Origin of the sequence: Nocardia terrae, assembly GCF_009760405.1 — a bacterium.
GTDB classification, from domain to species: Bacteria; Actinomycetota; Actinomycetes; order Mycobacteriales; family Mycobacteriaceae; genus Nocardia; species Nocardia terrae.
Genome location: NZ_WRPP01000004.1, coordinates 558,855 through 579,562 on the forward strand (window position 1 = coordinate 558,855; position 20,708 = coordinate 579,562).

At 68.0% G+C, this 20,708-nt stretch carries 22 protein-coding genes; 8 read left to right on the forward strand and 14 right to left on the reverse strand.

The genetic code is table 11. From position 1 onward, the window contains the following. The first annotated feature begins 3 nt into the window (after window positions 1-3). Window positions 4-699: a hypothetical protein gene (locus GPX89_RS22690; RefSeq protein WP_157389584.1), complete on the forward strand. Its 696-nt coding sequence runs from the start codon at window positions 4-6 to the stop codon at window positions 697-699. Between the two features lie 69 nt (window positions 700-768). Further along, on the forward strand, window positions 769-2,064 hold the full coding sequence (locus tag GPX89_RS22695) for an extracellular catalytic domain type 2 short-chain-length polyhydroxyalkanoate depolymerase (RefSeq protein WP_157389585.1): 1,296 nt from the start codon (window positions 769-771) through the stop codon (window positions 2,062-2,064). Window positions 2,065-2,124: 60 nt separating this feature from the next. On the opposite strand, the gene leuS is transcribed toward GPX89_RS22695, so the two are convergent. After that, window positions 2,125-4,998 carry a leucine--tRNA ligase gene (leuS, locus tag GPX89_RS22700; protein WP_328602243.1) on the reverse strand — a complete coding sequence of 958 codons (2,874 nt, stop codon included), beginning with the start codon at window positions 4,996-4,998 and terminating at the stop codon, window positions 2,125-2,127. A 114-nt stretch (window positions 4,999-5,112) separates the two neighbouring features. Between leuS and GPX89_RS22705 the strand changes: the two genes are divergently transcribed. Next, complete coding sequence (locus tag GPX89_RS22705) at window positions 5,113-5,517, forward strand: SdpI family protein (protein ID WP_328602185.1); 405 nt, start codon at window positions 5,113-5,115, stop codon at window positions 5,515-5,517. Here the strand turns inward: GPX89_RS22705 and GPX89_RS22710 are convergent, their stop codons facing one another. The 5 genes from GPX89_RS22710 to GPX89_RS22730 all read right to left on the reverse strand — a co-directional run bounded on the left by GPX89_RS22710 (window position 5,518) and on the right by GPX89_RS22730 (window position 9,255). Continuing rightward, window positions 5,518-5,949, reverse strand: a complete 432-nt coding sequence (locus GPX89_RS22710) for a GNAT family N-acetyltransferase (RefSeq protein WP_157389587.1) — start codon at window positions 5,947-5,949, stop codon at window positions 5,518-5,520. Between the two features lie 27 nt (window positions 5,950-5,976). Then, entirely contained in the window at window positions 5,977-6,360 is a 384-nt protein-coding gene (locus tag GPX89_RS22715) for a hypothetical protein (RefSeq protein WP_157389588.1), read from the reverse strand. Beyond that, window positions 6,357-7,301 (reverse strand): DUF692 domain-containing protein, encoded by a 945-nt coding sequence (locus GPX89_RS22720; protein ID WP_157389589.1) that lies wholly within the window; start codon window positions 7,299-7,301, stop codon window positions 6,357-6,359. The genes GPX89_RS22715 and GPX89_RS22720 overlap by 4 nt, the downstream gene beginning before the upstream one ends. Then, complete coding sequence (locus GPX89_RS22725) at window positions 7,298-8,239, reverse strand: TIGR04222 domain-containing membrane protein (protein ID WP_157389590.1); 942 nt, start codon at window positions 8,237-8,239, stop codon at window positions 7,298-7,300. Before GPX89_RS22725 ends, GPX89_RS22720 begins: the two co-directional genes overlap by 4 nt. 86 nt (window positions 8,240-8,325) lie before the next feature. Then, complete coding sequence (locus tag GPX89_RS22730) at window positions 8,326-9,255, reverse strand: TIGR04222 domain-containing membrane protein (RefSeq protein ID WP_157389591.1); 930 nt, start codon at window positions 9,253-9,255, stop codon at window positions 8,326-8,328. A 105-nt stretch (window positions 9,256-9,360) separates the two neighbouring features. On the opposite strand from GPX89_RS22730, the gene GPX89_RS22735 reads away from it, so the two are divergent. Further along, a complete protein-coding gene (locus GPX89_RS22735; protein WP_328602186.1) occupies window positions 9,361-10,329 on the forward strand; it encodes a bile acid:sodium symporter family protein in 969 nt (322 codons plus the stop codon). Here the strand turns inward: GPX89_RS22735 and GPX89_RS22740 are convergent. The 4 genes from GPX89_RS22740 to GPX89_RS22755 are packed head-to-tail and all read right to left on the reverse strand — an operon-like array spanning window position 10,283 to window position 14,842. Then, window positions 10,283-11,413, reverse strand: a complete 1,131-nt coding sequence (locus GPX89_RS22740) for an aminotransferase class I/II-fold pyridoxal phosphate-dependent enzyme (RefSeq protein ID WP_157389592.1) — start codon at window positions 11,411-11,413, stop codon at window positions 10,283-10,285. The genes GPX89_RS22735 and GPX89_RS22740 overlap by 47 nt on opposite strands. Continuing rightward, window positions 11,410-12,450: a 3-oxoacyl-ACP synthase III family protein gene (locus tag GPX89_RS22745; protein WP_157389593.1), complete on the reverse strand. Its 1,041-nt coding sequence runs from the start codon at window positions 12,448-12,450 to the stop codon at window positions 11,410-11,412. Before GPX89_RS22745 ends, GPX89_RS22740 begins: the two co-directional genes overlap by 4 nt. Before the next feature lie 10 nt (window positions 12,451-12,460). Continuing rightward, entirely contained in the window at window positions 12,461-13,135 is a 675-nt protein-coding gene (locus tag GPX89_RS22750) for an SRPBCC family protein (RefSeq protein WP_328602187.1), read from the reverse strand. A 3-nt stretch (window positions 13,136-13,138) separates the two neighbouring features. Next, a complete protein-coding gene (locus tag GPX89_RS22755) occupies window positions 13,139-14,842 on the reverse strand; it encodes a thiamine pyrophosphate-binding protein (protein WP_157389594.1) in 1,704 nt (567 codons plus the stop codon). 175 nt (window positions 14,843-15,017) lie between these two features. On the opposite strand from GPX89_RS22755, the gene GPX89_RS22760 reads away from it, so the two are divergent. From GPX89_RS22760 to GPX89_RS22770, 3 genes are all read left to right on the forward strand, one after another. Next, window positions 15,018-15,533, forward strand: coding sequence for an EXLDI protein (locus GPX89_RS22760; RefSeq protein WP_157389595.1), 516 nt, complete (start codon window positions 15,018-15,020; stop codon window positions 15,531-15,533). Window positions 15,534-15,655: 122 nt separating this feature from the next. Further along, window positions 15,656-16,612, forward strand: coding sequence for an ATP-binding cassette domain-containing protein (locus tag GPX89_RS22765; protein WP_157389596.1), 957 nt, complete (start codon window positions 15,656-15,658; stop codon window positions 16,610-16,612). Further along, window positions 16,609-17,379, forward strand: coding sequence for an ABC transporter permease (locus GPX89_RS22770; protein WP_157389597.1), 771 nt, complete (start codon window positions 16,609-16,611; stop codon window positions 17,377-17,379). The genes GPX89_RS22765 and GPX89_RS22770 overlap by 4 nt, the downstream gene beginning before the upstream one ends. Before the next feature lies 1 nt (window position 17,380). On the opposite strand, the gene GPX89_RS22775 is transcribed toward GPX89_RS22770, so the two are convergent. The 3 genes from GPX89_RS22775 to GPX89_RS22785 form a co-directional block, all read right to left on the reverse strand. Continuing rightward, on the reverse strand, window positions 17,381-18,109 hold the full coding sequence (locus GPX89_RS22775; RefSeq protein ID WP_157389598.1) for a zf-HC2 domain-containing protein: 729 nt from the start codon (window positions 18,107-18,109) through the stop codon (window positions 17,381-17,383). Next, the gene (locus tag GPX89_RS22780; RefSeq protein WP_157389599.1) at window positions 18,106-18,612 is read right to left on the reverse strand and encodes a sigma-70 family RNA polymerase sigma factor; all 507 of its coding nucleotides are present in this window, start codon (window positions 18,610-18,612) and stop codon (window positions 18,106-18,108) included. Before GPX89_RS22780 ends, GPX89_RS22775 begins: the two co-directional genes overlap by 4 nt. 175 nt (window positions 18,613-18,787) lie before the next feature. After that, a complete protein-coding gene (locus tag GPX89_RS22785; protein WP_328602188.1) occupies window positions 18,788-19,402 on the reverse strand; it encodes a YqgE/AlgH family protein in 615 nt (204 codons plus the stop codon). Between the two features lie 134 nt (window positions 19,403-19,536). Between GPX89_RS22785 and GPX89_RS22790 the strand changes: the two genes are divergently transcribed. After that, a complete protein-coding gene (locus GPX89_RS22790; RefSeq protein WP_157389601.1) occupies window positions 19,537-20,298 on the forward strand; it encodes a lysophospholipid acyltransferase family protein in 762 nt (253 codons plus the stop codon). Window positions 20,299-20,306: 8 nt separating this feature from the next. Here the strand turns inward: GPX89_RS22790 and GPX89_RS22795 are convergent, their stop codons facing one another. Then, window positions 20,307-20,630 carry a GNAT family N-acetyltransferase gene (locus GPX89_RS22795; RefSeq protein WP_157389602.1) on the reverse strand — a complete coding sequence of 108 codons (324 nt, stop codon included), beginning with the start codon at window positions 20,628-20,630 and terminating at the stop codon, window positions 20,307-20,309. Window positions 20,631-20,708 lie beyond the last annotated feature (78 nt).

The window sequence follows — 20,708 nt, forward strand, 5'->3', positions numbered from 1 at the left end:
ATGATGAGGAAGTCCATCGCGGCGTCGCTGCTGTTCGCTGCCGCCGCCGGAATCGCCGCCGGTCCCGCCGGGGCGGCCCACGCCGAGGCCGAGACCGGCGTCGTCAATTACACCGCGACCAGCTCCGCGACCGACAGCGTGATCCGCACGGACGCGGGTTCCCTGGTCGTCGAGAACGGCACCTTCGAGATCGAGGCCGCCGACGGCACCGTCGTCGCGGGCATGCCGCTGTCGTTCCGGGTGGACGACTTCGAGTTCCCGATCGCCGCGGATATTTCCGGCGGAGCGCACACGGCCACCCTGACCCCGCAGTTCGACGAGGCGCACGCGGTGTACAAGCCGGTGTCGCTGCCGTACGAGGACCAGGCGCCCTGGAAGACCCAATACGATCGCGAGCAGGTCGCCTGGGCCCGCCTGCGTGACACCATCGGCATGGGCGCGACCATCGGCACGGTGGTCGGCGGCCTGGGCGGCGCGGCGCTCGGCTGCGTCATCGGCGGCGTCGTCTTCGCCGCGGCGACGGCCCCGCTGGCCACGATGTTCGGCGTCGGCCCGCTCGCCGGCTGCCTCATCGGCGCTTCCACCGTCGGGTTCCTGGGCACCATCGCGGGCCAGCTCTTCGTGACCGCTCCGGTCGCCATCGCCGCCGCGATCCAGTACTTCACCACCATCAACGCGCCGTTCACACCGGCGAAGTAACACCCTCCCCCGCCCGGCGGGCAGGCCGGGCGGGTTCGAGGTTCATTCCCCAATGTTGAGGAAACCCGCATGAAATTGCGAAACGCTGTATCCGCCTTGGCGATTGCCTCCGGACTCGCCGCGATCACCGCGTCCGTGGTGACCGCCGCCGTCCCCACCCCGACTCCGGGCTCGCTGCAGGGCTACAACATCAGCGCCACCTACGTCGCCGGTGTGTCGTCCGGCGGATACATGGCCAATCAACTCCATGTCGCGTACTCGGGCACGTTCAAGGGCGCGGGAATCTTCACCGCGGGCCCGTACGACTGTGCGCAGGACAATGTTTCGACCGCGCTGGAGTCCTGCATGAATACCCATATGGCGCGCAAGACACCCGCTCAGCTGGAACAGGAGACCAAGGATCGGGCCAATGCCGGTACGGTCGACCCCGTCTCCGGTCTGTCGGGTTCGAAGGTCTACCTGTATCACGGCACCAGCGACACCACCGTGGCCGCGGCCGTCAACGACGACTTGGCCACGTACTACCGGGATTTGGGCGCGAACGTGGTGTACAACAACTCCACTGCCGCCGGGCACTCGTGGGTGAGCCCGCTCGGGCCGGTCAGCTGCTCGACCACGGCATCGCCCTTCATCAACAACTGCGACAACGATCCCGAACACGACATGCTCGCCCAGCTCCTGGGGAATGTGAAGCCCGCCGGCGCTTCCGCCCTCACCGGCAAGCTGATCCAGTTCGACCAGGGCCAATACACCGGCGGCAGTGCGGGTTCCATCAGTATGGACGACAAGGGCTTCGCCTACGTCCCGTCCTCCTGCGCCTCCGGCACCTCGTGCACGCTGCTGGTCGCCCTGCACGGCTGCAAACAGGGCTACAGCTTCAGCGATTCGAACGGCACCATCGGCGACACCTTCATGAAGGACGCCAACCTCAACGAATACGCGGACACCAACGACATCATCGTCCTGTATCCCCAGGCGATCACCACCACCGGCAGTAATCCACAGGGCTGCTGGGACTGGTGGGGATACACCAACAACGCCTACGCCGAACACAACGGCCCGCAGATGAAGGCCATCATGTCGATGGTGACCGCGCTGACCACCAGCACGCCGCCGACCTCGACCACGACGTCGCCGACCACGACTACGACACCGCCCACGTCGACCACGGCACCGCCGACGTCGACGACCCCCGCACCGATCTGCATCACCGACAGCAATTACAACCAGACCGTGGCAGGCCGAGCACACCAGAATCTCGGCGAGACCTACGCCAACGGCTCCGACCAGGACCTGGGCCTGTGGAACACCTACAACATGAGCTCGCTGAAGCAGACCTCTCCCGGTTACTGGGAAAAGTGCTGAGCAGCAGATGAATTCGGCCCGGTGCGCGATGCGCACCGGGCCGATTCCGGTCGGTTGCCGCTAGGCGACGATGTTCACCAGGCGGCCGGGGACCACGATGATCTTGCGGGGGGCCTTGCCGCCCAGCAGTTCCGCGATCTTCTCGTCGGCGAGGGCGGCGGCCTCGACCGCGGGCTGGTCGGCGTCGGCGGGCACGCTGATGCGGGCGCGGACCTTGCCGTTGACCTGAATGGGGTACTCGACCGAATCCGCCACCAGCAGAGCCGGATCCGCGACCGGGAAGGGGCCGTGGGCCAGGGCGGTGGTGTGGCCCAGGCGTTCCCACAGTTCCTCGGCCACGTGCGGGGACATCGGGGCCAGCATGAGGACCAGCGGTTCGACCAGCGACCGCGGCGCGCCGTCGCCGAAGTTCTTGGTCAGGTAGTTGGTCAGCTCGATCAGCTTCGCGCCCGCGGTGTTGTCGCGCAGGTTGGCGTAGTCGTCGTCGACACCGGCGATGGTCTTGTGCAGCACGCGCAGGGCCTCGGGTGACGGCTCGACGTCGGTGACCTTCAGCGCGCCGGTTTCCTCGTCCACGACCAGTCGCCACACGCGCTGCAGGAAGCGGTGCGCGCCGACGACATCCTTGGTGGCCCAGGGGCGGGAGGTGTCCAGCGGGCCCATCGACATCTCGTAGAACCGGAAGGTGTCGGCGCCGTACAGGTCGCACATCTCGTCGGGGGAGATGGCGTTCTTCAGCGACTTGCCGATCTTGCCGTACTCCTGGAAGACCTCCTCTTCCACGCCGGAGGCATTGGTCCAGAAGAACTTTCCGTCCCGCTCCACGATCTCCGCGGCGGGCACGTACGCGCCCCGCGAGTCGGTGTAGGCGAAGGCCTGGATGTAGCCCTGGTTGAACAGGCGGCGGTAGGGCTCGGAGCCGGACACGTCACCCAGGTCGAAGAGCACCTTCTGCCAGAAGCGCGCGTACAGCAGGTGCAGCACCGCGTGCTCCACACCGCCGACGTACAGGTCCACGCCGCCCGGATCCTTCGGGCCGTGCTCGGCCGTGCGCGGGCCCAGCCAGTACTTCTCGTTCTCGGGCGCGCAGAAGACCTCGTCGTTGGTGGGGTCCGCGTAGCGCAGCTGGTACCAGGAGCTGCCCGCCCAGTTGGGCATGACATTGGTGTCGCGGCGGTACTTGCGTGGCCCGTCGCCCAGATCCAGTTCGACGTTGACCCAGTCGGTGGCCTTGGCCAGCGGCGGGGACGGCTCGGAGTCGGCGTCATCGGGGTCGAAGGTGACCGGGGCGAAGTCGTCGATCTCCGGGAGCCGCACCGGCAGCATGGATTCCGGCAGCGCGTGGGCCGCGCCGTCCTCGTCGTAGACGATGGGGAACGGCTCGCCCCAGTAGCGCTGGCGCGCGAACAGCCAGTCGCGCAGCTTGTACTGGACGGTGCCCTTGCCGTGGCCGTTGGCCTCCAGCTCGGAGATCACCTTGGCCTTGGCGGACTCGATGTCCATGCCGTCGATGTAGCCGGAGTTCACCATGACGCCGTCACCGGTGTACGCCGCCTCCGAGACATCGCCGCCCGCGACGACTTCCACGATGGGCAGGCCGAACGCGGTGGCGAAGTCCCAGTCGCGCGGGTCGTGTCCGGGGACGGCCATGATCGCGCCGGTGCCGTAGCCGCTCAGCACGTAGTCGGCGATGAAGATCGGCACGCGCGCGCCGTTGACCGGGTTGGTGGCGTAGGTGCCCAGGAAGACGCCGGTCTTCTCCTTGTTCTCCTGACGCTCCAGATCCGACTTGGCGGCAATCGACTTGCGGTACGCCGCAACGGCTTCCGCGGGAGTGTCCGCGCCGCCGAAGCTCCAGCGGGCGTCGGTGCCCGACGGCCAGGACGCACCGGTCAGGGTGTCGACCAGCTCGTGCTCGGGGGCCAGCACCACGTAGGTCGCGCCGAACAGGGTGTCGGGCCGGGTGGTGAACACCTCGATGATGTCGCTGCCCGCCTCGAACTTGACCTGCGCGCCCCGCGAGCGGCCGATCCAGTTGCGCTGCATGGCCTTCACGTTCTCCGGCCAATCCAGCTCGTCCAGGTCGTCGACCAGGCGATCGGAGTAGGCGGTGATGCGCATCATCCACTGCCACAGGCGCTTCCGGAACACCGGGAAGTTGCCGCGCTCGGAGCGGCCGTCCGCGGTGACCTCCTCGTTGGACAGCACGGTGCCCAGGCCCGGGCACCAGTTGACCATCGAATCCGTCTGGTAGACCAGGCGATAGGAGTCGACGACGGAATTCCGCTCGGACGGCGACAGCTCGTTCCAGGCGCGTCCCCGCACGGCTTCGCGCTTGCCGTCGGCGAATTCGGTGATCAGCTCGGCGATCGGGCGGGCCTTGCCCTGGCCCGCGTCGAACCAGGCGTTGTAGATGCGCAGGAAGATCCACTGCGTCCACTTGTAGTACTCGGGATCGGTGGTCGCGAAGGTGCGCCGCCGGTCATGGCCCAGGCCCAGCCGGTCCAGCTGCCGCTGCATATTCGCCATGTTCGCGACCGTGGTGTCGCGCGGGTGCGCGCCGGTCTGCACCGCGTACTGCTCGGCGGGCAGGCCGAAGGCGTCATAACCCAGCGCGTGCAGCACATTCCGGCCGTGCATGCGGTGATACCGCGCGAAGACGTCGGTGGCGATGTAGCCCAGCGGGTGCCCGACGTGCAGGCCCGCGCCCGACGGGTACGGGAACATGTCCTGGATGAACAGCTTGTCGGCCGGGGTGTCACCCTTCAGCGGGCCGACCGGGTTCGGCGCGTAGAAGCTGCCCCGCTCCTGCCAGTTGCCCTGCCACTTCTGTTCGATGCGCCCCGCGAGGTCGGCGTTGTAGCGGTGTGCGGGAACGTCGCCGCCCCCACCCGCGGTCGCGGTGGGTGTCTCGGATGTACGGGAGTCCTGCACGGTCCTGCCTTCTTTGTCCAGCCAATCCCCGATAAGGTCGCTCACCAGGGTAAAACGTCGCCACCCCGGTCCCCAAAAAGGGTGTGACCCGCGTTGCGGAGTAGCCTTCACCGGGTGTTCTTCGTGGCGCTGATCCTCTTTGTCTTCGCGGCTGTGGCCGTGGTCACGGGCGTGCTCGGGCTCACCGGCACCCTGCCCGGCAACCGGTACTTCGGGGTGCATTCGGAGGCGGCGGTGAAAACCGAGGAAGCCTTCAAGCTGGCCAACAAGGTGGCCGCGCCGACCTCCATCGTGGCGGGACTGCTGCTCGCGGCCAGTGGTGCGGTGGCGGTCGTGGCGGGCGGAATTCCCGCGCTGATCGTCGCCGTGGTGGCCGTGGTCATCGCGCTGTTCACCCTGGGCGCGGGTGCGGCGGCCGCCGAGAAGGCGCTCGCCACGGCCTTTCCCGAGGAGAAGGTCGGCGGTTGCGGGAGCGCCTGCGGCTCCTGCTCGCTGCGTGACGCCTGCGAGCCCGCGTAGTCAGTTCGTGACGGACCGGCGCATCCAGATGTGCGGGATGCCCGCGTCCATGCCGATCTCGCCGTACGCCTCATATCCGAGCTTCTCGTAGAAGCCGCGGGCCCGCGTTTGCGAATGCAGTTCGACCGCGCCCAATCCGCGCTCGCGCACCCGTTCCTCGATGGCCCGGACGAGAGCCACGCCCAGTCCGGTGCCCCGTGTCTCCTCCAGTACCGCGAGCCGCCCGAGCACACCCACTCCGCCCTGGACGATCAGCCGCCCGGCCCCGACGGGCTTGCCGTCCAGCCGGGCGAGGAAATGATCGGCTACCTCGTCGAGTTCATCGATCTCGATCTCCGCGGGCACGCCCTGCTCATCCACGAACACCTTCATGCGCACGGCATAGGCATCGGCTAGTTCCTGCTCGGTGCTGACGGTGACGACCTCGATCATGGGAACAGCATGCCCGAGCGTCCGAGCTCACTTGCCGAGAGTTCGCCACAACGGTCGACGCTTCGCATGTGGTTCGGGTAGACCCAGCTCCCGGGCGAAGGCGGCGGCATCGTCGGCGGTGGTCGTCTTCGGCCGCGTCCGAGCCCACTCGACATAGCGGGCGGTGAAATCGGCTCCGGCGGCATGCACGAGACGAGGAAAGCGCCGCCGCACCTCCTCGGCGCGTTTGTGCAGCAGCCCGTGAGCGGTGGCGGCGAGGTCGGCCGCGTCGAATCCGGGCGGCGGCTCGTCCCCGGCCACCAGCGCACGCACCACCTCCGCCTGCCGCTGCGCCAGCGTGCGGGCGGCCGGATCGGCGGGGCCGCGGATACCGGAATCCATGTCACGCATGCCGGGATCGATGCCGCTCATGCCGGAACCGAATCGGAGCGCACGGTGATCGGCGGCCGTCCGGCGGCCGTGGCAATCGCATTGAGCTCGGTGAGCAGTTCGGTTGCGGGCGGATAGTTTCCGTCTCGTTCGAGCATGAGCGGCACCGTGCGACCCGGCGCGAATTCGGCCACCAGGTCCAGCACCTCGGCCGGGACGGGGTGCGTATGGGTGTCGATGTAACGGCCGCCGGATTCGTGCCCGCCCGCGATATGGCAGTAGGCCAGGCGTTCGGCGGGCAGGCGCAGCAGTTCGGCCAGCGGATCCCGAGCGGCGTTGCGCGCGTTGGCATAGACGTTGGCGATATCGAGCAGCAGATACACCCCGGTACGCTCGACCAGCTCCTGGAGGAACTCGGCCTCGGTGTACTCGGCGTCCGGCCACTCGAACAGCGCGGCGATGTTCTCCACCGCGAGCGGCACGTCGAGCTGGCTCATGGTGCGGAAGATATTGCGCTCCAACACGTCCAGTGCCTCACCGGTGCAGGGGAGCGGCAGCAGATGCCCTGCCTCGAGGCCGCCCGCGCGCACGAACGCGATGTGCTCGCTCACCAGCGGTGAGCCCAATGCCCGCGCGCAGTCCGCGAGGTGGGCGACCCGCCGATCGTCCACCGGTTCCGCGCTCCCGAGAGACAGCGAGATGCCGTGTGGCACAGCGGGAATGTCTCGGTCGAGGAGGGCCACGAGCTCCTCGGGCACGGTGACACCCGGTCCGCGACGGACCGCATCGCCGCCGGAGGCGATACCGCCGAGCCCACGCGGGGCCCGGCCGCGCCGACCGCCGGATCGCCCGGAGTCGTTCGCCGCCAAGCTTTCCGCGATCACCTCGCAGAATCCGATGCCGTCCAGGTCCGCGATCATGCCGCAGATCTCGCGCCGCCAGCCGATGCCCAGCGCGCCCGATGACAGTGGGCTTCCGGTCATCCGCCGCACCCTCCTCCACAGCTACTGCCGCAGCTGCTCCCGCAACTGCTGGAGCTCCCGCAGCTGCTACCGCTGCCACTGTCGCTGGTGCCGCAGCTCGACCCGGAACCGCAACTGCTGCCACTGCTTCCAGCACCCGCGGCGGCTATGTCGGCCGCCCCGGCGAGCGCGGGATCGAGCGCCCACAGCACCATGGCTCCGTACAGCGCGACGGCGAGGGCGGCGCTGTCGGGACCGTACGCGGAATAGGCGGGTGCGTTGGCCGGGCGCAGGTGCCGGTTGCTCGCCGTGGCGCCGTCGAGGGCGTCGCGCCCGCGCTGGGTCAGGCGCGGTGCTCGCCCCACCAGCAAGGTGAGGACGGCCAGCATGATCATGGCGACGATCAGGAACCCGACGGGATGACGGTTCGAGGCGAACAACCGCGCGAAGCCCAGCACGAGCAGCCCGATCAAGGGAATCCGGGCCGACCACAGCGATTTTCGCTGCCGCTCGCCGAACAGGTAGCCGCGCGTGACGAGGCTCTCGCGCAGCCCGCGCACGGCGGTGCCGGTCGCCAGGACCATTTCGGGGACACGTCGCCGTTCGGTGCCGAGCAGATGCGTGTACAGCGTGCCGGAGATGGGATCCAGCTGGTTCTGCTCGGCGGTGCTGGGCGTCCGCACCGGCTTGCCGGTGGAGTCGATGAGCTGGTGCCCGCGCAATTGCGCGAGCCCCGCCAGCACCGGTCTGCGGTCGTCGACCAGCATGGCGGTCTCGCTGGGCCGCAACGGTCCCGCGGGCGGCCAGGCCGGATCGATCGCGCGAAAGATGCTCGCCCGCCGGGCGTATCCGAACGCCACCGCCAGCACACCGGCGATCACATAGAAGGTCAGGAAGGCCGGGCCCGAAATCCCCCAGGTGTCGGGCGCGGGCGCGGCCGCTGCGGTCCACTGGACCATGGCGATTCCCCTCGGGAGTCGTCGTTACTGTCGATCACCACCAGTATCGCGGCGCTTCGGGTTCGGCGTTATCCGATGCGGGGCGTTCAGCCGCCGCATCCGCCTCCCCCGCAGCCACCGCCTCCGCAGCCGCCACCCCCGCCACCTCCACCGCACCCGCCGGAGCCGCCCGAACTGCACGAGCTCCCGGCACTGCCGTGAATCCAGCTACCGGTCGTCGCGTCGACGGCCCCGGCGAGCTGCGGAGCGAAACTCCACAGCGCCCCGGCGCCGAAGAGCGCGACCGCGAGCGCGGCGGCGTCGGGTCCGTAGGCGGAATACGCGGGGGAGTTGGCCGGGCGCAGGTGCCGGTTCTGCGAGCGGGCGCGGGCCAGGGCCATCCGGCCGCGGTGGGTCAGGCGCGGCGGCCGGCCCACCAGCCAGACCAGCACGGCCAGCGCGACCAGCGAATCCTCCAGGAACGCGACCGAGTGATGGCCGATCATGCCCGCGATCACCCGGACCAGGCCCAGCAGTATCAGCGCCGCCAGCGGAATCAATCCCGCCCACAGGGCATTTCGCCGTCTCTCGCCGAACAGGTAGCCGCGTTCGGCGAGGTCGCGGCGCAAGTGCTCGGTCGCCGTGCCGGTCGCCGCCTCCAGCTCGGACATGCGTCGGGTCAGCGGGTATTTGCGCAGGTAGGCATGAAGGTTCTCGGAGAAGGGATCCAGGCTCGCCGGATCGGTCGGCTCGGGCCGGGTGACGGGCTTACCGGTGGCGCCGACCAGCCGGTGGCCGCGCAATTGCGCCAGCGCGGCCAGGATCGGTCGACGGTCGTCCGCCAGCATGGCGGCTTCACTGGGCCGCAGCTGCTCGGCGGGCTGCCGGCCAATGGGCCAGCGCTGCACGGCCGTCCGCCATGCGAATCCGAACAGCACCGCCAGCCCGGCGGCGATGAGATAGAACCGGAGGAAGTCCGGGCCCGATATCCCCCAGGTATCGGTCGCGGTCGAGGCCGCGGCGGTCCGCAGGACCATGACGATTCCCCCCTCGGAATGCGTCGTGATTATCGATCCCCACCAGTATCCCGCCCGTCCGGGTGCTGTGTTATCCCCAGGAATTCGGGTGTTTAGCCTGTTTCGGTGCGATTCCTCAGCAAGTTCTATATAGACGGGTTCATCCTGTCGATCCTTGCGATGGTCCTGCTGGCCAGTATCTTCCCGGCCAGGGATGAGGCCGCCGAGGTTGTGAGCTGGTTGACGAAGGTCGCCATCGCGTTTCTGTTCCTGCTCTACGGGGCGCGGCTGGCTCCGAAGGAGGCGATCGCGGGCCTGAAGCACTGGCGACTACACCTGACGGTGCTCGCCTGTACCTTCGTGCTCTTCCCCGTGATCGGCCTGGCCGCGCGCGTGCTGGTGCCGCACGTGCTCACCAGCGATCTCTACACCGGTGTGCTGTTCCTGTGCCTGGTGCCGTCGACGGTGCAGTCCTCGATCGCCTTCACCTCCATCGCCAAGGGCAATGTGGCGGGCGCGATCGTGAGCGCCACCGTGTCGAACCTGTTGGGCGTCTTCCTGACTCCCGCGCTGGTCATCCTGCTGATGAACACCACCGGTCAGGCGAGGGTCGATCCTTCGGCGGTGGTGGACATCGTGCTGCAGCTGCTGGTGCCGTTCTTCCTCGGCCAGCTCATCCGCCCCAAGGTGAAGGGCTTCCTGTCCCGCTACGCCGAGCCGACCAAGCTGGTGGATCGCGGGTCCATCCTGCTGGTGGTCTACAGCGCCTTCAGCGCGGGCATGGTCGAGGGCATCTGGCATGCCATGTCGCCGTGGCGGATTCTGCTGCTGGCGCTGGTGTGCTGCGCGATCCTGGGCATCGTGCTGGTGTCGACCGGATTCATCGGCGAGGCGGCGAAATTCGATCGCGCCGACCGGATCACGGTGGTGTTCTGCGGTTCCAAGAAGAGCCTGGCCACCGGACTGCCCATGGCGACGGTGCTCTTCGCCGGTCACCCGGTGGGCTTGATCGTGCTGCCGCTCATGATGTTCCACCAGATTCAGCTGATCACGTGCGCCGCCCTCGCACAGCGCTGGGCTCGTAGCGCGCCGTGAGCTCGAGCAAGCGGCTGTCCTCGTGACGCAGCGAGCGCCCGCCCGCCGAGGGCCGGGTGGCCAGCGCGTGCAGCACGGCCCGGTCGGCGGCCGGGTCGCCGACGGCGATGCGGGCGCTGCCGTCCGGATAGCGCTTGACCACGATTCCGGCGCGGGCCAGCGCGGGCGCGATGTCGCGGCCGGGCAGGTACAGGAAGTTGGCGCTGCTGCGCGGTACCCGGATGCCGCCGCGCCGCAGTTCGGCCCGCAGCAGTTCGCGTTCGGTGGTGATGCGCAGAATCCGTTCGCCCAGTTCGGCTTCCGCGGCGTAGGAGGCGCGCACCGCGGCCACCGCGGTGGCGGGCACCCCGAACGGCAGCTGCAGCCGGTGCACCCGGCGTACCAGCTCCGGCGCGCCGAACGCGTAGCCGATGCGCAGCCCGGCCAGCCCGTACGCCTTGGAGAAGGTGCGCAGCACCAGCACATTGGGATGGCGGCCGATGAGTTCGAGAGGGTCGAGAGTGTCGGTGGCGCCGAGGAATTCGACGTACGCCTCGTCGAGCACGACCGGAACCTTGACCGGAACCGAATACAGGAACGCCTTCAATTCGCTGGCGGGTACCACGGTTCCGGTCGGATTGTGCGGTCGGCAGAGGGCGATCAGCCCGGTGCGCTCGTCCACGGCACGCGCCATGCCCCACAGATCCTGGCGGCCGTGGGTATCCAGCGGCACCGCCACCGGCCGCAGCCCGATCATGTTCGCCATGATCGGATAGCCGTCGAAAGTCGGTGCGGCGTAAACGAATCCGGATCCGGCCCGGGGGAGGGTCTGCATGATCTGCATGGCCACCCCGGTCGCCCCGGCGCCCACCACCACCTGATCGGGGCGCACGCCCACGTGGTCGGCGATCACCTTGGGCAGCTGCCGGGGCAGGAACTCCGGATATCGGTTGGCCCGCTCGAGGCAGCCCTCGAGTGCTTCGACCACGGAAGGCAATGGTGGAAACGGGTTTTCGCTCAGGCTCAGATCGTGGCGGATCGTCGGCGCACCGGCGGCCACCTCACTGCCGCGAAACCCCGAAGGCCAGTGCACCGGTTGTGTCATCGCGCCGCCCCCCAGCGCACGGCCGCCGCCCCCGCGAAGTCTCCGGCGTGTGCGAACGCCGCCATCAGCACCACCGACCCATTGCGCAGCCGCCCCGCCCGGTTCTCGGTGTCGAGGGTGACCGGAATGCCCGCCGCGAACAGGTTCCCGCAGCTGTCGAAGGTGTCGGGATGCCGCTCCGGCGGCAGCTCCATGGCCTCGTTCCAGTTGCGCAGGAACAGCCGGTTGGGCTGGTTGGTGACGAAGGTGTCGATATCGCGGGACTTGATCCCGATGCGCTTGCACACCGCCTGCGCCACCTCCGGCACCAGCCGATTGCCGCGCGTCATCACCTTGGCCACCTTGGATTCGGTGAAGGTCACGCAGCCCTGGCCCTCGCCGGGTTCCCAGTACTTGCGTTCGCCGTTGGTGCTGAATTCCATGTCCCCGGCGAATTCCGGATAGGTCCGGCACTCGATGTCGAGGATCGGGGCGGAGTTGTTCTTCACCAGCAGGCCGACCCCGCACCCGTCGCCGGGGACCGGGGCCTGCGCGAGCCCGCGAATATCGGGCTGGGTGAACACCGGGCCCGCGCAGTTCTGGGCGCAGGCGATGAGCGCGGTGCGCGCGTCGGTCGTCTGCAGGATCATGCGGGCCATCCACATCATGTGGATGAATGCCGCACAGCCGCCATTGTGGATGTCGAAGACCCAGCGCGGCTTCATATCCAGCCGCCGCGCCACCTCCGGCCCCGCGCCCAGCACCGGATTGTCGGGCAGCTGGGTGTGGGTGAGCAGCACGTCGATATCGGAGATCTCCTGCGCGCCATGGCGATCGATGAGCGGTGCGGTGGCGCGCTCGATCATGTCCACGGCCGTCTCGTCGCGGGCCACGTGATGGCGACCCTTGGGGGCGCGGAACATCACGTTCTTGGCCATCCGGTCCGAGCGCGAGAACTGGGTGAAATATTCGGTGCCGACCGGCTCACCGGGTAGATACCCGGCGACGTCGACCAGGCTGACAGGCGGCGTCCTCAGGGACGGATCTGTGAAGTCCATGGTGCACAGCTCACTTCTGTTCCGATGGATTCAGCATCCAGTCGGGCTTGATGGGTAGGCCGTGCGAGGCGCGGTATTCCGCGATGGCCTTCAGATTGTCGAGCTCCAGCTGGTGCCCGGCGGAGAACATCTCCCAGAAATCCCCGACCCACACCTTGCGCTTGTCCGGCGCGGTGTCCTTGTAGGGGTTCTTGTCGTAGAACGGGTGGTGGCAATTCGTCCACAGCACCACCGATCCCGGCTTGTCGAACACCACCTGGGCGTCGACCACCCGCATCAGATAGATCATCCACAGGTGGTCGCTCTGATCCCAGGCGCAGTGGTAGTCCACGGTCATGGCGTCCGGATTCGCGACGGTACGGGTGTAGATCTTGGTGTTGTCGCCCAGCCGGTCGTAGGACACCCACAGCCCGGGCTCCTCGGTCTCGGTGAAGCCGCGCAGGCTGTAGGTCCATTCCTCCAGGCACCGGGTGTCGGCGAGGTACTCGTACAGATCCCGTGGCGGGGCATCGATATAGCCCTGGACCGGGCAGTAGTCGCCGAAGACCTGGTCGTGTGGATACACCGACCGGAGCATGTCCAGGATGATGGGCGTGGTGGCGTCGCGATCGGAGTTCTCGATGCGCAGGACGCCGGGCACGACCTCCGGAATATCGCTGAGTGCGGGCAGGGCGCTGGTGGTCACGGATTACCTCCCAGGGGACGTCAGGAACGGTGTGAACGGCGGAATCTCGTCGGGGTCGCAGTCGACGCTGACGAACGAGGGGCCCTCGCGACCGGCGCAGTGCCGCAGGGCCGCGGCGAGCTCGGTCAGGGACTCCGGTGCATGGGTGCACAGATCCGGGAACATCGCGGCCATGCCCGCGCCCGGATACGCGGGACGAAATCTATTGAAGCTGTATCGATCCCCGTAGTACAGCTGTTCGCGGGTTATGCACATGGCGTGTGCGTTGTTGTTGAACACCACGAAGGTGATCGGCAGCCGGTGCTCGATGGCGGTGTGAATTTCCATGCCGTGCATGAAGAAAGCGCCGTCGCCCGCGATCACGTAGGTGCGCCGCGGGGTGCCGTCGGGGCGGCGGTGGCGGGCGAAGGCGGAACCGATCCCGGCCCCGAACGCATAGCCCATCCCGCCCATGCCCAGCGCCACGGTGAAGCGCCCGTCGCGGGGCAGCCGCAGGTGATGCACCACGGCCGCACCGGTATTGCCCGCGTCGGCGAAGACGTCCGAGCCCTCGGGCAGCGCGTCGTTGATGGTCTCGACCACCTCCCCATAGCGCAGCCCCGGACCGTCGGAGGGCGGCACCGGCAGCGGGGTCAGCGTCGGCTCCGGCGCGGTTCGCGGCCGCATCGGAACGCTCGAGGCCACGGGATCGACCGCGCCGGAATCCAATTCGCCGATCATCTCGGCGAGGGTCTTGGCCAGGTCGTTGCTGTGCGCGTGCCGGGCGGGCAGGAACGGCGGCAGCGCGCCGACGGCGGCCAGCGGCACGTTCGCGAGCGCGTCCTCCAGCCCGGCCCGCGCCGTGACCGGCATGCGGGTGCCGATCAGCAGGCCGAGCGCCGCGCCTCGCAGCGCGTCGAGCAGTTCCGGATTGCCCATGCTGCCCGAGACGCCGCAGAAGCCCGGATCCGCGTGGTGGTAAACGTCTTTGGCGTCGGGCGCGACCCCGACGGCGGCGTCCAGCGCGGCGGCGAAGCTCGCCAGCTCGCCGCGCGCCTCGTCGCGGGCCACCTGGTCCCCGGCGATGATCACGATCTTCCCGGTGGCGCGGGCGCCGCGCACGATGTCCAGTACCCGCCACAGGTTCTCGATATCGCGGCGATAGGCGCGCGAGGGCGGCACGAAGTCGGGCGCCACCAGGTCGGCCTGCTGAATGTCCTTGGGCAGCAACAGCACCGCGGGCCCGCCGCGCCGGGCCGCGGCGACCGCGTGGGTGAGCTGCGCGGGCAGGTCGGCGGGGGCCTCGACGCGCGCACAATAGTGCGAGATCGGCGTGAACAGCGCGACCGCGTCGAAGGCGCCGGCCTGCCCACTCGAATCCTGAAAGGCGCCCTTGCCCTCCAGGACCGTCGGAGGCTGCCCGACCAGCGCCAGCACGGGGACCCGGGAGGCGAAGGACTCGGCCAGCCCGGCGACGAGATTGACCGCGCCGCCACCGGAGGTCGCGCACACGACCCCGAGCCCGGAGGTGGATCGCGCGTACCCGTCGGCCATGGTCGCGGCGGCGAACTCATGCTTGGCCACGACCGCCGTGACCAGTCGCCGATGATCGAAGGCCGCGTCGTACAGATCTTCGATATTCGCCCCGTCGACGCCGAAGATGTGCCCGACACCCAGCGCAGAAACCGCCCTGACCAGGTGGTCCGCGACCCGTGTACCGCTATGCATGGGCGCTTCCTTTCGGTGGCCACCACCGGTGCCCGAGTACCCTCATCCGGGAGTGGCCACCACCGGTGCCCGAGTACCCTCATCCGGGATACGAAATCCGAGTAGCTACCGGTTCAATCTTCGCCTTTCACGGCAAGCCTTGCCATGTATGTATACGTCTACGTATAGTTGGGGCATGCCGAACAAGACGATTTACGTATCCGATGACGACCTGAAGCTGTTTCAGCGCGCGCAGGAACTGGTTGGGGGCAATCTGTCGGGCGCGATCGTGACGGCACTGCGGCGCTTCATCGAGCTCGAAGAGGGGCGGCAACAGGGTTACGACGAGGTGACCCTCAAGGTGGGCAAGGACGGGGTCCGGCAGGTCCGGTTCTCCGGTCAGCTGCTGACCCACTGGCACCAGATGGCCAACGAGCGCATCGAGGACATCCGGGTGTACCGCACCCGCAAAGGCGCGTATGCGGTGCACAGCCACTTCTCCAACTGGTCGGAGTTCCCGACCGACACCAACGTCCTCAAGGACTGGCGGCAGTGGCGTCGTTTTCTCGGTCTGGGCGAACAGGATTGGGGTGACTTCACCCTGGAGGTCTTCGACACGATCGACGACCTGAAGGGGAAGATCCCCGATCAACTCTACGCCCGGGTCGTGGACGCCACCCAGCACCCGCAGGTCGAGGATCTCGATATCTAGTCGAAAAACCCTGTAGCACAAGTGAATAGCTGAACCTGAATACTTTGGCCGCATGCCTCGGCGGTCACGGCCTGGATGACTTATGCATTCATGCCTATCTATTGATGAACGAGAGGGGACTCATGAACCACAGTGCGGCACCGGCCATCGCGGTCACGGGCCTGTGCAAATCCTTCGGTGAGCACATCGTGCTCGACCGCATCGACTTCTCCGTCCCGGAGGGCAGCGTGTTCTCGCTGCTCGGCCCGAACGGCGCCGGCAAGACCACCACGGTCGAGATCCTGTCCACCCTGAAACGCGCCGACGGCGGCGAAATCTCGGTCGGCGGTTACGATCCCGGCGCTCAACCCGACGGCGTGCGCTCGGTCATCGGCGTCACCGGCCAGTTCTCGGCCGTCGACGAACTGCTGACCGGCCGCGAGAACCTGCTGCTCATGGGCGACCTGCACCATCTGCCGCGCGCCGAAAGCCGCAGGCTCGCAGCGGAACTGCTGGCCACCTTCGATCTCGAGGAGGCCGCCGACAAGGTCGCCTCCAGCTACTCCGGCGGCATGACGCGCCGCCTCGACCTGGCCATGACGCTGGTCGGCGATCCGCGCATCATCTTCCTCGACGAGCCCACCGTCGGCCTGGACCCGCGCAGCCGCCGGGGCATGTGGGACGTCATCCGGGGGCTCACCGCGCGCGGTGTCACCATCTTCCTCACCACCCAGTACCTCGAGGAGGCCGACCAGCTGGCCGACCGCATCGCGGTGCTGCACCAGGGCCGACTGGTCGCCGAGGGCACCGCCGATCAGCTCAAGCGGCTGGTGCCCGGCGGCTACATCCGCCTGGACTTCACCGATCGGGCCGAATTCGAATCCGCCACCCGCCTTTTCGGCGACGCCTCGCAGGTGAACGGGGATCTCACGCTGGCCATCCCGAGCGACGGCGCGGTGCGCTCGGTGCGCGAGGTGATCGACCGGCTCGACGCCGCACGGGTGGAACCCGCGGGCCTGTCGGTGCACACCCCGGACCTCGACGACGTCTTCCTGGCCCTGACCGGCGGCCACGTTTCGGAGAAGGAGACCTCCAAATGACGACCCTGACAACCTCGTTCGCCGACTCGAAGACCATGCTGCGCCGTAACCTGGTGCACGCCAAGCGCTATCCGAGCATGACCTTCGCGCTGATCATCATGCCGGTGTTCCTGCTGCTGCTGTTCAACTTCGTGTTCGGCGGCGCGCTGAAATCCTCCACCGGCGGTCGCTACATCGACTACCTGACGCCCGGGATGATGCTCATCATCCCGGCCTACATGGTCGCGGGCGTCGCCGTCGGCATGGCCACCGATATGACCAAGGGCATCATCAATCGCTTTCGCACCATGCACTTCTCGCATGCCTCGGTGCTGACCGGGCAGGTGGTGGGCACCCTCATCCAGGGCATGCTGGGCGTCATCGCCATGACGCTGATGGCACTGGCCATCGGCTTCCGGCCGCACGCCAACGCGGTGGAGTGGCTGGCGGCCTTCGGGCTCATCGCCCTGACCGTCTTCGCCCTGAACTGGCTCGGCGTCGCCTTCGGCCTGATCGCCCAGACCCCGGAGAGCGCGTCGAACATGCCCACCCCGATCCTGTTCCTGCCCTTCCTGGGCAGCGGCTTGGTGCCCACCGACACCATGCCCGCCGGGGTCAAGCAGTTCGCCGAATACCAGCCCTTCACGCCCATCACCGAGACCCTGCGCGGGCTGCTCATGGGCGGGCCGATCGGGCACAACGGCATCCTGGCCGTCGGCTGGTGCGTGGTGATCGGTGTGGCCGGATACTTCTGGTCCACAACGACTTTCCGCCGCAAGACCAAGTAGCTCAGATACCCGCCGCCAAGAGGACCTTGCCGGACATGTTGCGGATCTCCACCGTCTTCAACTGTTCCGGCGAGGCCGAGGTGGTTCCGTCCGGGGTCAGCGTCTGACCGGGCTTGACCGTCCACTCGGCGAGCTTGTCCTGTATCCCGTCAGCGCGGGTCACCCACATCGACAGCGTCCACATGTACGTCGCGTCGTCCTTGTCCTGGGCGGGCGGGTACTGGCACCACATGTCGACCCGGGTCTGGCCGTTGATGGTGATCACCTTGTAGGTCGCTTGGATCGGGGTGTCGCTCTGCGGTTTCAGCGGACCCTGCGCCACCACCTGCTGCACCACCGCCGCTCCGGGGTCGCGGGCCACGGTCGCGGTCACCGGGACCGCGATCATCACCGCCGCGGCCGCCGCCGCCACCGGTCCGCCGATCGTCCACCCTCGCCCCCGGCGCCTCCGCTTGGCGGCCTGCACCGCCAGCGTCGGCAGCAACCGCTCGGGCGGTGGCGGCACGGTCTCGGGCGGATCCTCCTGCGCCGCAATCGAGAGCGCGGTATCCGGATCCACCAGGGCCAGCAGGCCGGGCAGCCCGGCCAGTTTCGTCACCGCCGTGCGGCACGCGTCGCATCCGGTCAGATGCTCCTCGTACTCGCGCCGGTCGTCCCGGGCGAGAGCGCCGAGCACGTACGCGCCATCCCACGTGGTGTAGCCATCGCAGAGCTCATGGCCCTCGGTCATCTCGTCACCCCCATTTCCTGCAACACCAATCGCAATGCCCGCATGCCGTAGTGCATCCGGGACTTGACCGTGCCCTCCGGTATCTCCAGCTCCTCCGAGATCTGATGTGTGGACAGACCCCGGTAGTAGGCACGGACGATCACATCGCGGTGATCGATGCTCAGCCGCGCCAGCGCGTCCGCCACCAGCCACCCGTCCAGGGCCCTATCGGTTTTATCCGGTTCGGGTACCTCCGGCGGATGATCGGTGCGGAACTCGCGCCGGCTGCGCGCGCTGCGATGCTCGTCCACGGCCAGATTACGGGCCACCGTGAAGAGCCAGGCGCGGGCCGAGCTCGTCGACTGATCCAGCACATTGGGCCGCTGCCAGGCACGGAGCAGGGTTTCCTGCACGATGTCCTCGGCCCGGCCCGGATCCCCGACCAACCCGTAGGTGTAGCGCCACAGTGCCGCCGCGTGCTCTTCGTACAGCGCGCGGAGCAAAGCGGCCTGATCCTCCGGCATCGCGCTAACCCGCCTCTCCGCGTCTTTTGCCGACGGTTGAGAGCCACTCCATTCGATCACCGGACCGGCGGTCCGGAGCCGGTCGAGTTCTGGGCGTACCCGGTGAGTTACCCATAGGTCACCAGATCAGTTGTCGCGTACCGGACGGCGTGTATGCCATACCGAATCCACGATCCTAGTTGCGTTCCAGTTCGATCGGATGGGTCGCCAATAGGGACAGGGGGAGGGGCTGGCGGCGCAGGACCTGGGCCCAGAGGTCGCCGCGACCGGCCAGCGGATCGGAGGGCAGCGCCGACAGCACGATCCAATCGCCGCGGTCCAGTTCGCCTTCCAGCTGCCCGAAGGTCCATCCGGCATAGCCCGCGAAGACGCGGACGCCCTCCACGATGCCGTCGATCTGGTCGGGATCGGAGTCCAGGTCGATGAGGGCGACCCGGCCGTCGACCCGGCGCACCCCCGGCAGACCGGCGATGGACGCACCCACCTTGATGGTGGCCAGGCACAGCGCCGCATCGCGTTTCACCGGGCCGCCGATGTAGAGGGCGCGGGGGCCGGCGGCCAGTTCGGACCAGTTCGGCAGCACGTCGTGCAGGGCGGTGTCGCTGGGTTTGTTGAGGACCACGCCCCAGGTGCCGCCGTCATTGTGTTCGAGGATGTAGACCACGGACCGCCGGAAAGACGGCTCCACCAGATCGGTTGCGGACACCAGCAAGGTGCCCGGGCGAACTACCTGGTCCTCGTGCCGGAATTCGCGTCGAGAACGGTCACCGTGTTCCTCTGCGCGTGCCACCCCGCCATCATCGCACTGAGACAGGGTAATTGCGTTGCATAATTTGCTGGTTACCCATTTGTGCCGTAGCGGGTGTGCGCGGAGCCCGAAAAACTTGTCCCGCATACCTTGCGGTTGGTAGCTAGGGTGACCGTATGGAACGTCCCGAGGTGATCCTCGAGAACAGTGCTGCCGTCTACGACTTCTATCGCGATGACCAGCAGAACCTGCTGAAGGCGCGGGCGGCCTACTGGCTGTTGGGACGTCGCTACCGTCCCCGGGTGAGCTACGCGCCCGGCGCCCGGGAAAAGCTGCGCGAGTTCATCTCCCAGAAGCGGCCACTGCTCATCGCGGTGAACCACCTCTCGCAGCTGGATCCGTACACCGTCGCCGCCGCGGCCTGGCGCAGTGGGCTGCGCCCGGTCATCGGCCGCACCCGGGTGCTGGCCAAGGACGAACTGTTCATCGAACCGAAGCTGCGCTCCCGCATCGACATGATGGGCGGCATCCCGGTCTTCCGCGGCAAGGACCACGGGCTGCGGGCGGTGAACGCGGCCGGACAGCGCATGATCGACATCTGCGCCGAGCGCATGGCGCGCGGGGACGGGGTGGCGGTGTTCCCGGAGGGCACCTGCAACGATGTGGACCCGGCCCAGGTGCAGCAGGTCGGAACGGGCATCGGGCACATCGCCTTCCGAGCCAAGAAGCTCGGCGCGGATCCGGTGCTGGTGAGCCTGGGGCTGAGCTACGGCCCGCGACCCGATCCCCGGGTGGAACCCACCAAGGAGGAGGCGTACTCGGCCAGCTTCTACTTCGGGGTGCCGGTCCCGGAACTGCCCACCAAGCCCGCGGAGATCACGCGGGTGGTGCGCGACGAACTGCAGTCCGCACTCGACGGCGCGGTGAAGGCGTACTGACCGGGCTCTCAACCCTGAGGTAGGTTCAGGCGCTCTCTGGACCACTGCGGCACCAGGGCCAGGTACTCGGGCCGGGATTCGACGAAGTGGTGCACCATCGGACACATCGGCAGGATGCCGTACCCCTCGTCGCGGGTCTGGTCCAGCGCGCCCTGCACGAGCTTGCGGCCGTAGCCCAGGCCCTCGAATTGTGGATAGATCTCGGTGTGCACGAAGGCGCGCTCGTTGGCGGTGTCCTGGTAGGCCGCGACACCGGCGAGGTAATCGTCGATGTACAACTCGAACCGATCCAATGCGGCGTTCTTGCGGACCTCGATCGACTGACTCGACATGGATGCGACGTTAGTGCGCTCGCCACGGCATTTTGTCCGTTTGGGTGAAGGGTGGCTCCGGGCGTGTCGCTTCCCACA

Bases quoted from the DNA above. Each gene is read 5' to 3' on its own strand.
- GPX89_RS22795 (WP_157389602.1), bottom strand. From the start codon at position 20,630: ATGTCGAGTCAGTCGATCGAGGTCCGCAAGAACGCCGCATTGGATCGG.
- GPX89_RS22775 (WP_157389598.1), bottom strand. From the start codon at position 18,109: ATGACCGAGGGCCATGAGCTCTGCGATGGCTACACCACGTGGGATGGC.
- GPX89_RS22695 (WP_157389585.1), top strand. From the start codon at position 769: ATGAAATTGCGAAACGCTGTATCCGCCTTGGCGATTGCCTCCGGACTC.
- GPX89_RS22760 (WP_157389595.1), top strand. From the start codon at position 15,018: ATGCCGAACAAGACGATTTACGTATCCGATGACGACCTGAAGCTGTTT.
- GPX89_RS22780 (WP_157389599.1), bottom strand. From the start codon at position 18,612: ATGCCGGAGGATCAGGCCGCTTTGCTCCGCGCGCTGTACGAAGAGCAC.
- GPX89_RS22770 (WP_157389597.1), top strand. From the start codon at position 16,609: ATGACGACCCTGACAACCTCGTTCGCCGACTCGAAGACCATGCTGCGC.
- GPX89_RS22740 (WP_157389592.1), bottom strand. From the start codon at position 11,413: ATGACACAACCGGTGCACTGGCCTTCGGGGTTTCGCGGCAGTGAGGTG.
- GPX89_RS22715 (WP_157389588.1), bottom strand. From the start codon at position 6,360: ATGAGCGGCATCGATCCCGGCATGCGTGACATGGATTCCGGTATCCGC.
- GPX89_RS22730 (WP_157389591.1), bottom strand. From the start codon at position 9,255: ATGGTCCTGCGGACCGCCGCGGCCTCGACCGCGACCGATACCTGGGGG.
- GPX89_RS22710 (WP_157389587.1), bottom strand. From the start codon at position 5,949: ATGATCGAGGTCGTCACCGTCAGCACCGAGCAGGAACTAGCCGATGCC.
- GPX89_RS22755 (WP_157389594.1), bottom strand. From the start codon at position 14,842: ATGCATAGCGGTACACGGGTCGCGGACCACCTGGTCAGGGCGGTTTCT.
- GPX89_RS22765 (WP_157389596.1), top strand. From the start codon at position 15,656: ATGAACCACAGTGCGGCACCGGCCATCGCGGTCACGGGCCTGTGCAAA.
- GPX89_RS22725 (WP_157389590.1), bottom strand. From the start codon at position 8,239: ATGGTCCAGTGGACCGCAGCGGCCGCGCCCGCGCCCGACACCTGGGGG.
- GPX89_RS22690 (WP_157389584.1), top strand. From the start codon at position 4: ATGAGGAAGTCCATCGCGGCGTCGCTGCTGTTCGCTGCCGCCGCCGGA.
- GPX89_RS22720 (WP_157389589.1), bottom strand. From the start codon at position 7,301: ATGACCGGAAGCCCACTGTCATCGGGCGCGCTGGGCATCGGCTGGCGG.
- GPX89_RS22745 (WP_157389593.1), bottom strand. From the start codon at position 12,450: ATGGACTTCACAGATCCGTCCCTGAGGACGCCGCCTGTCAGCCTGGTC.
- GPX89_RS22790 (WP_157389601.1), top strand. From the start codon at position 19,537: ATGGAACGTCCCGAGGTGATCCTCGAGAACAGTGCTGCCGTCTACGAC.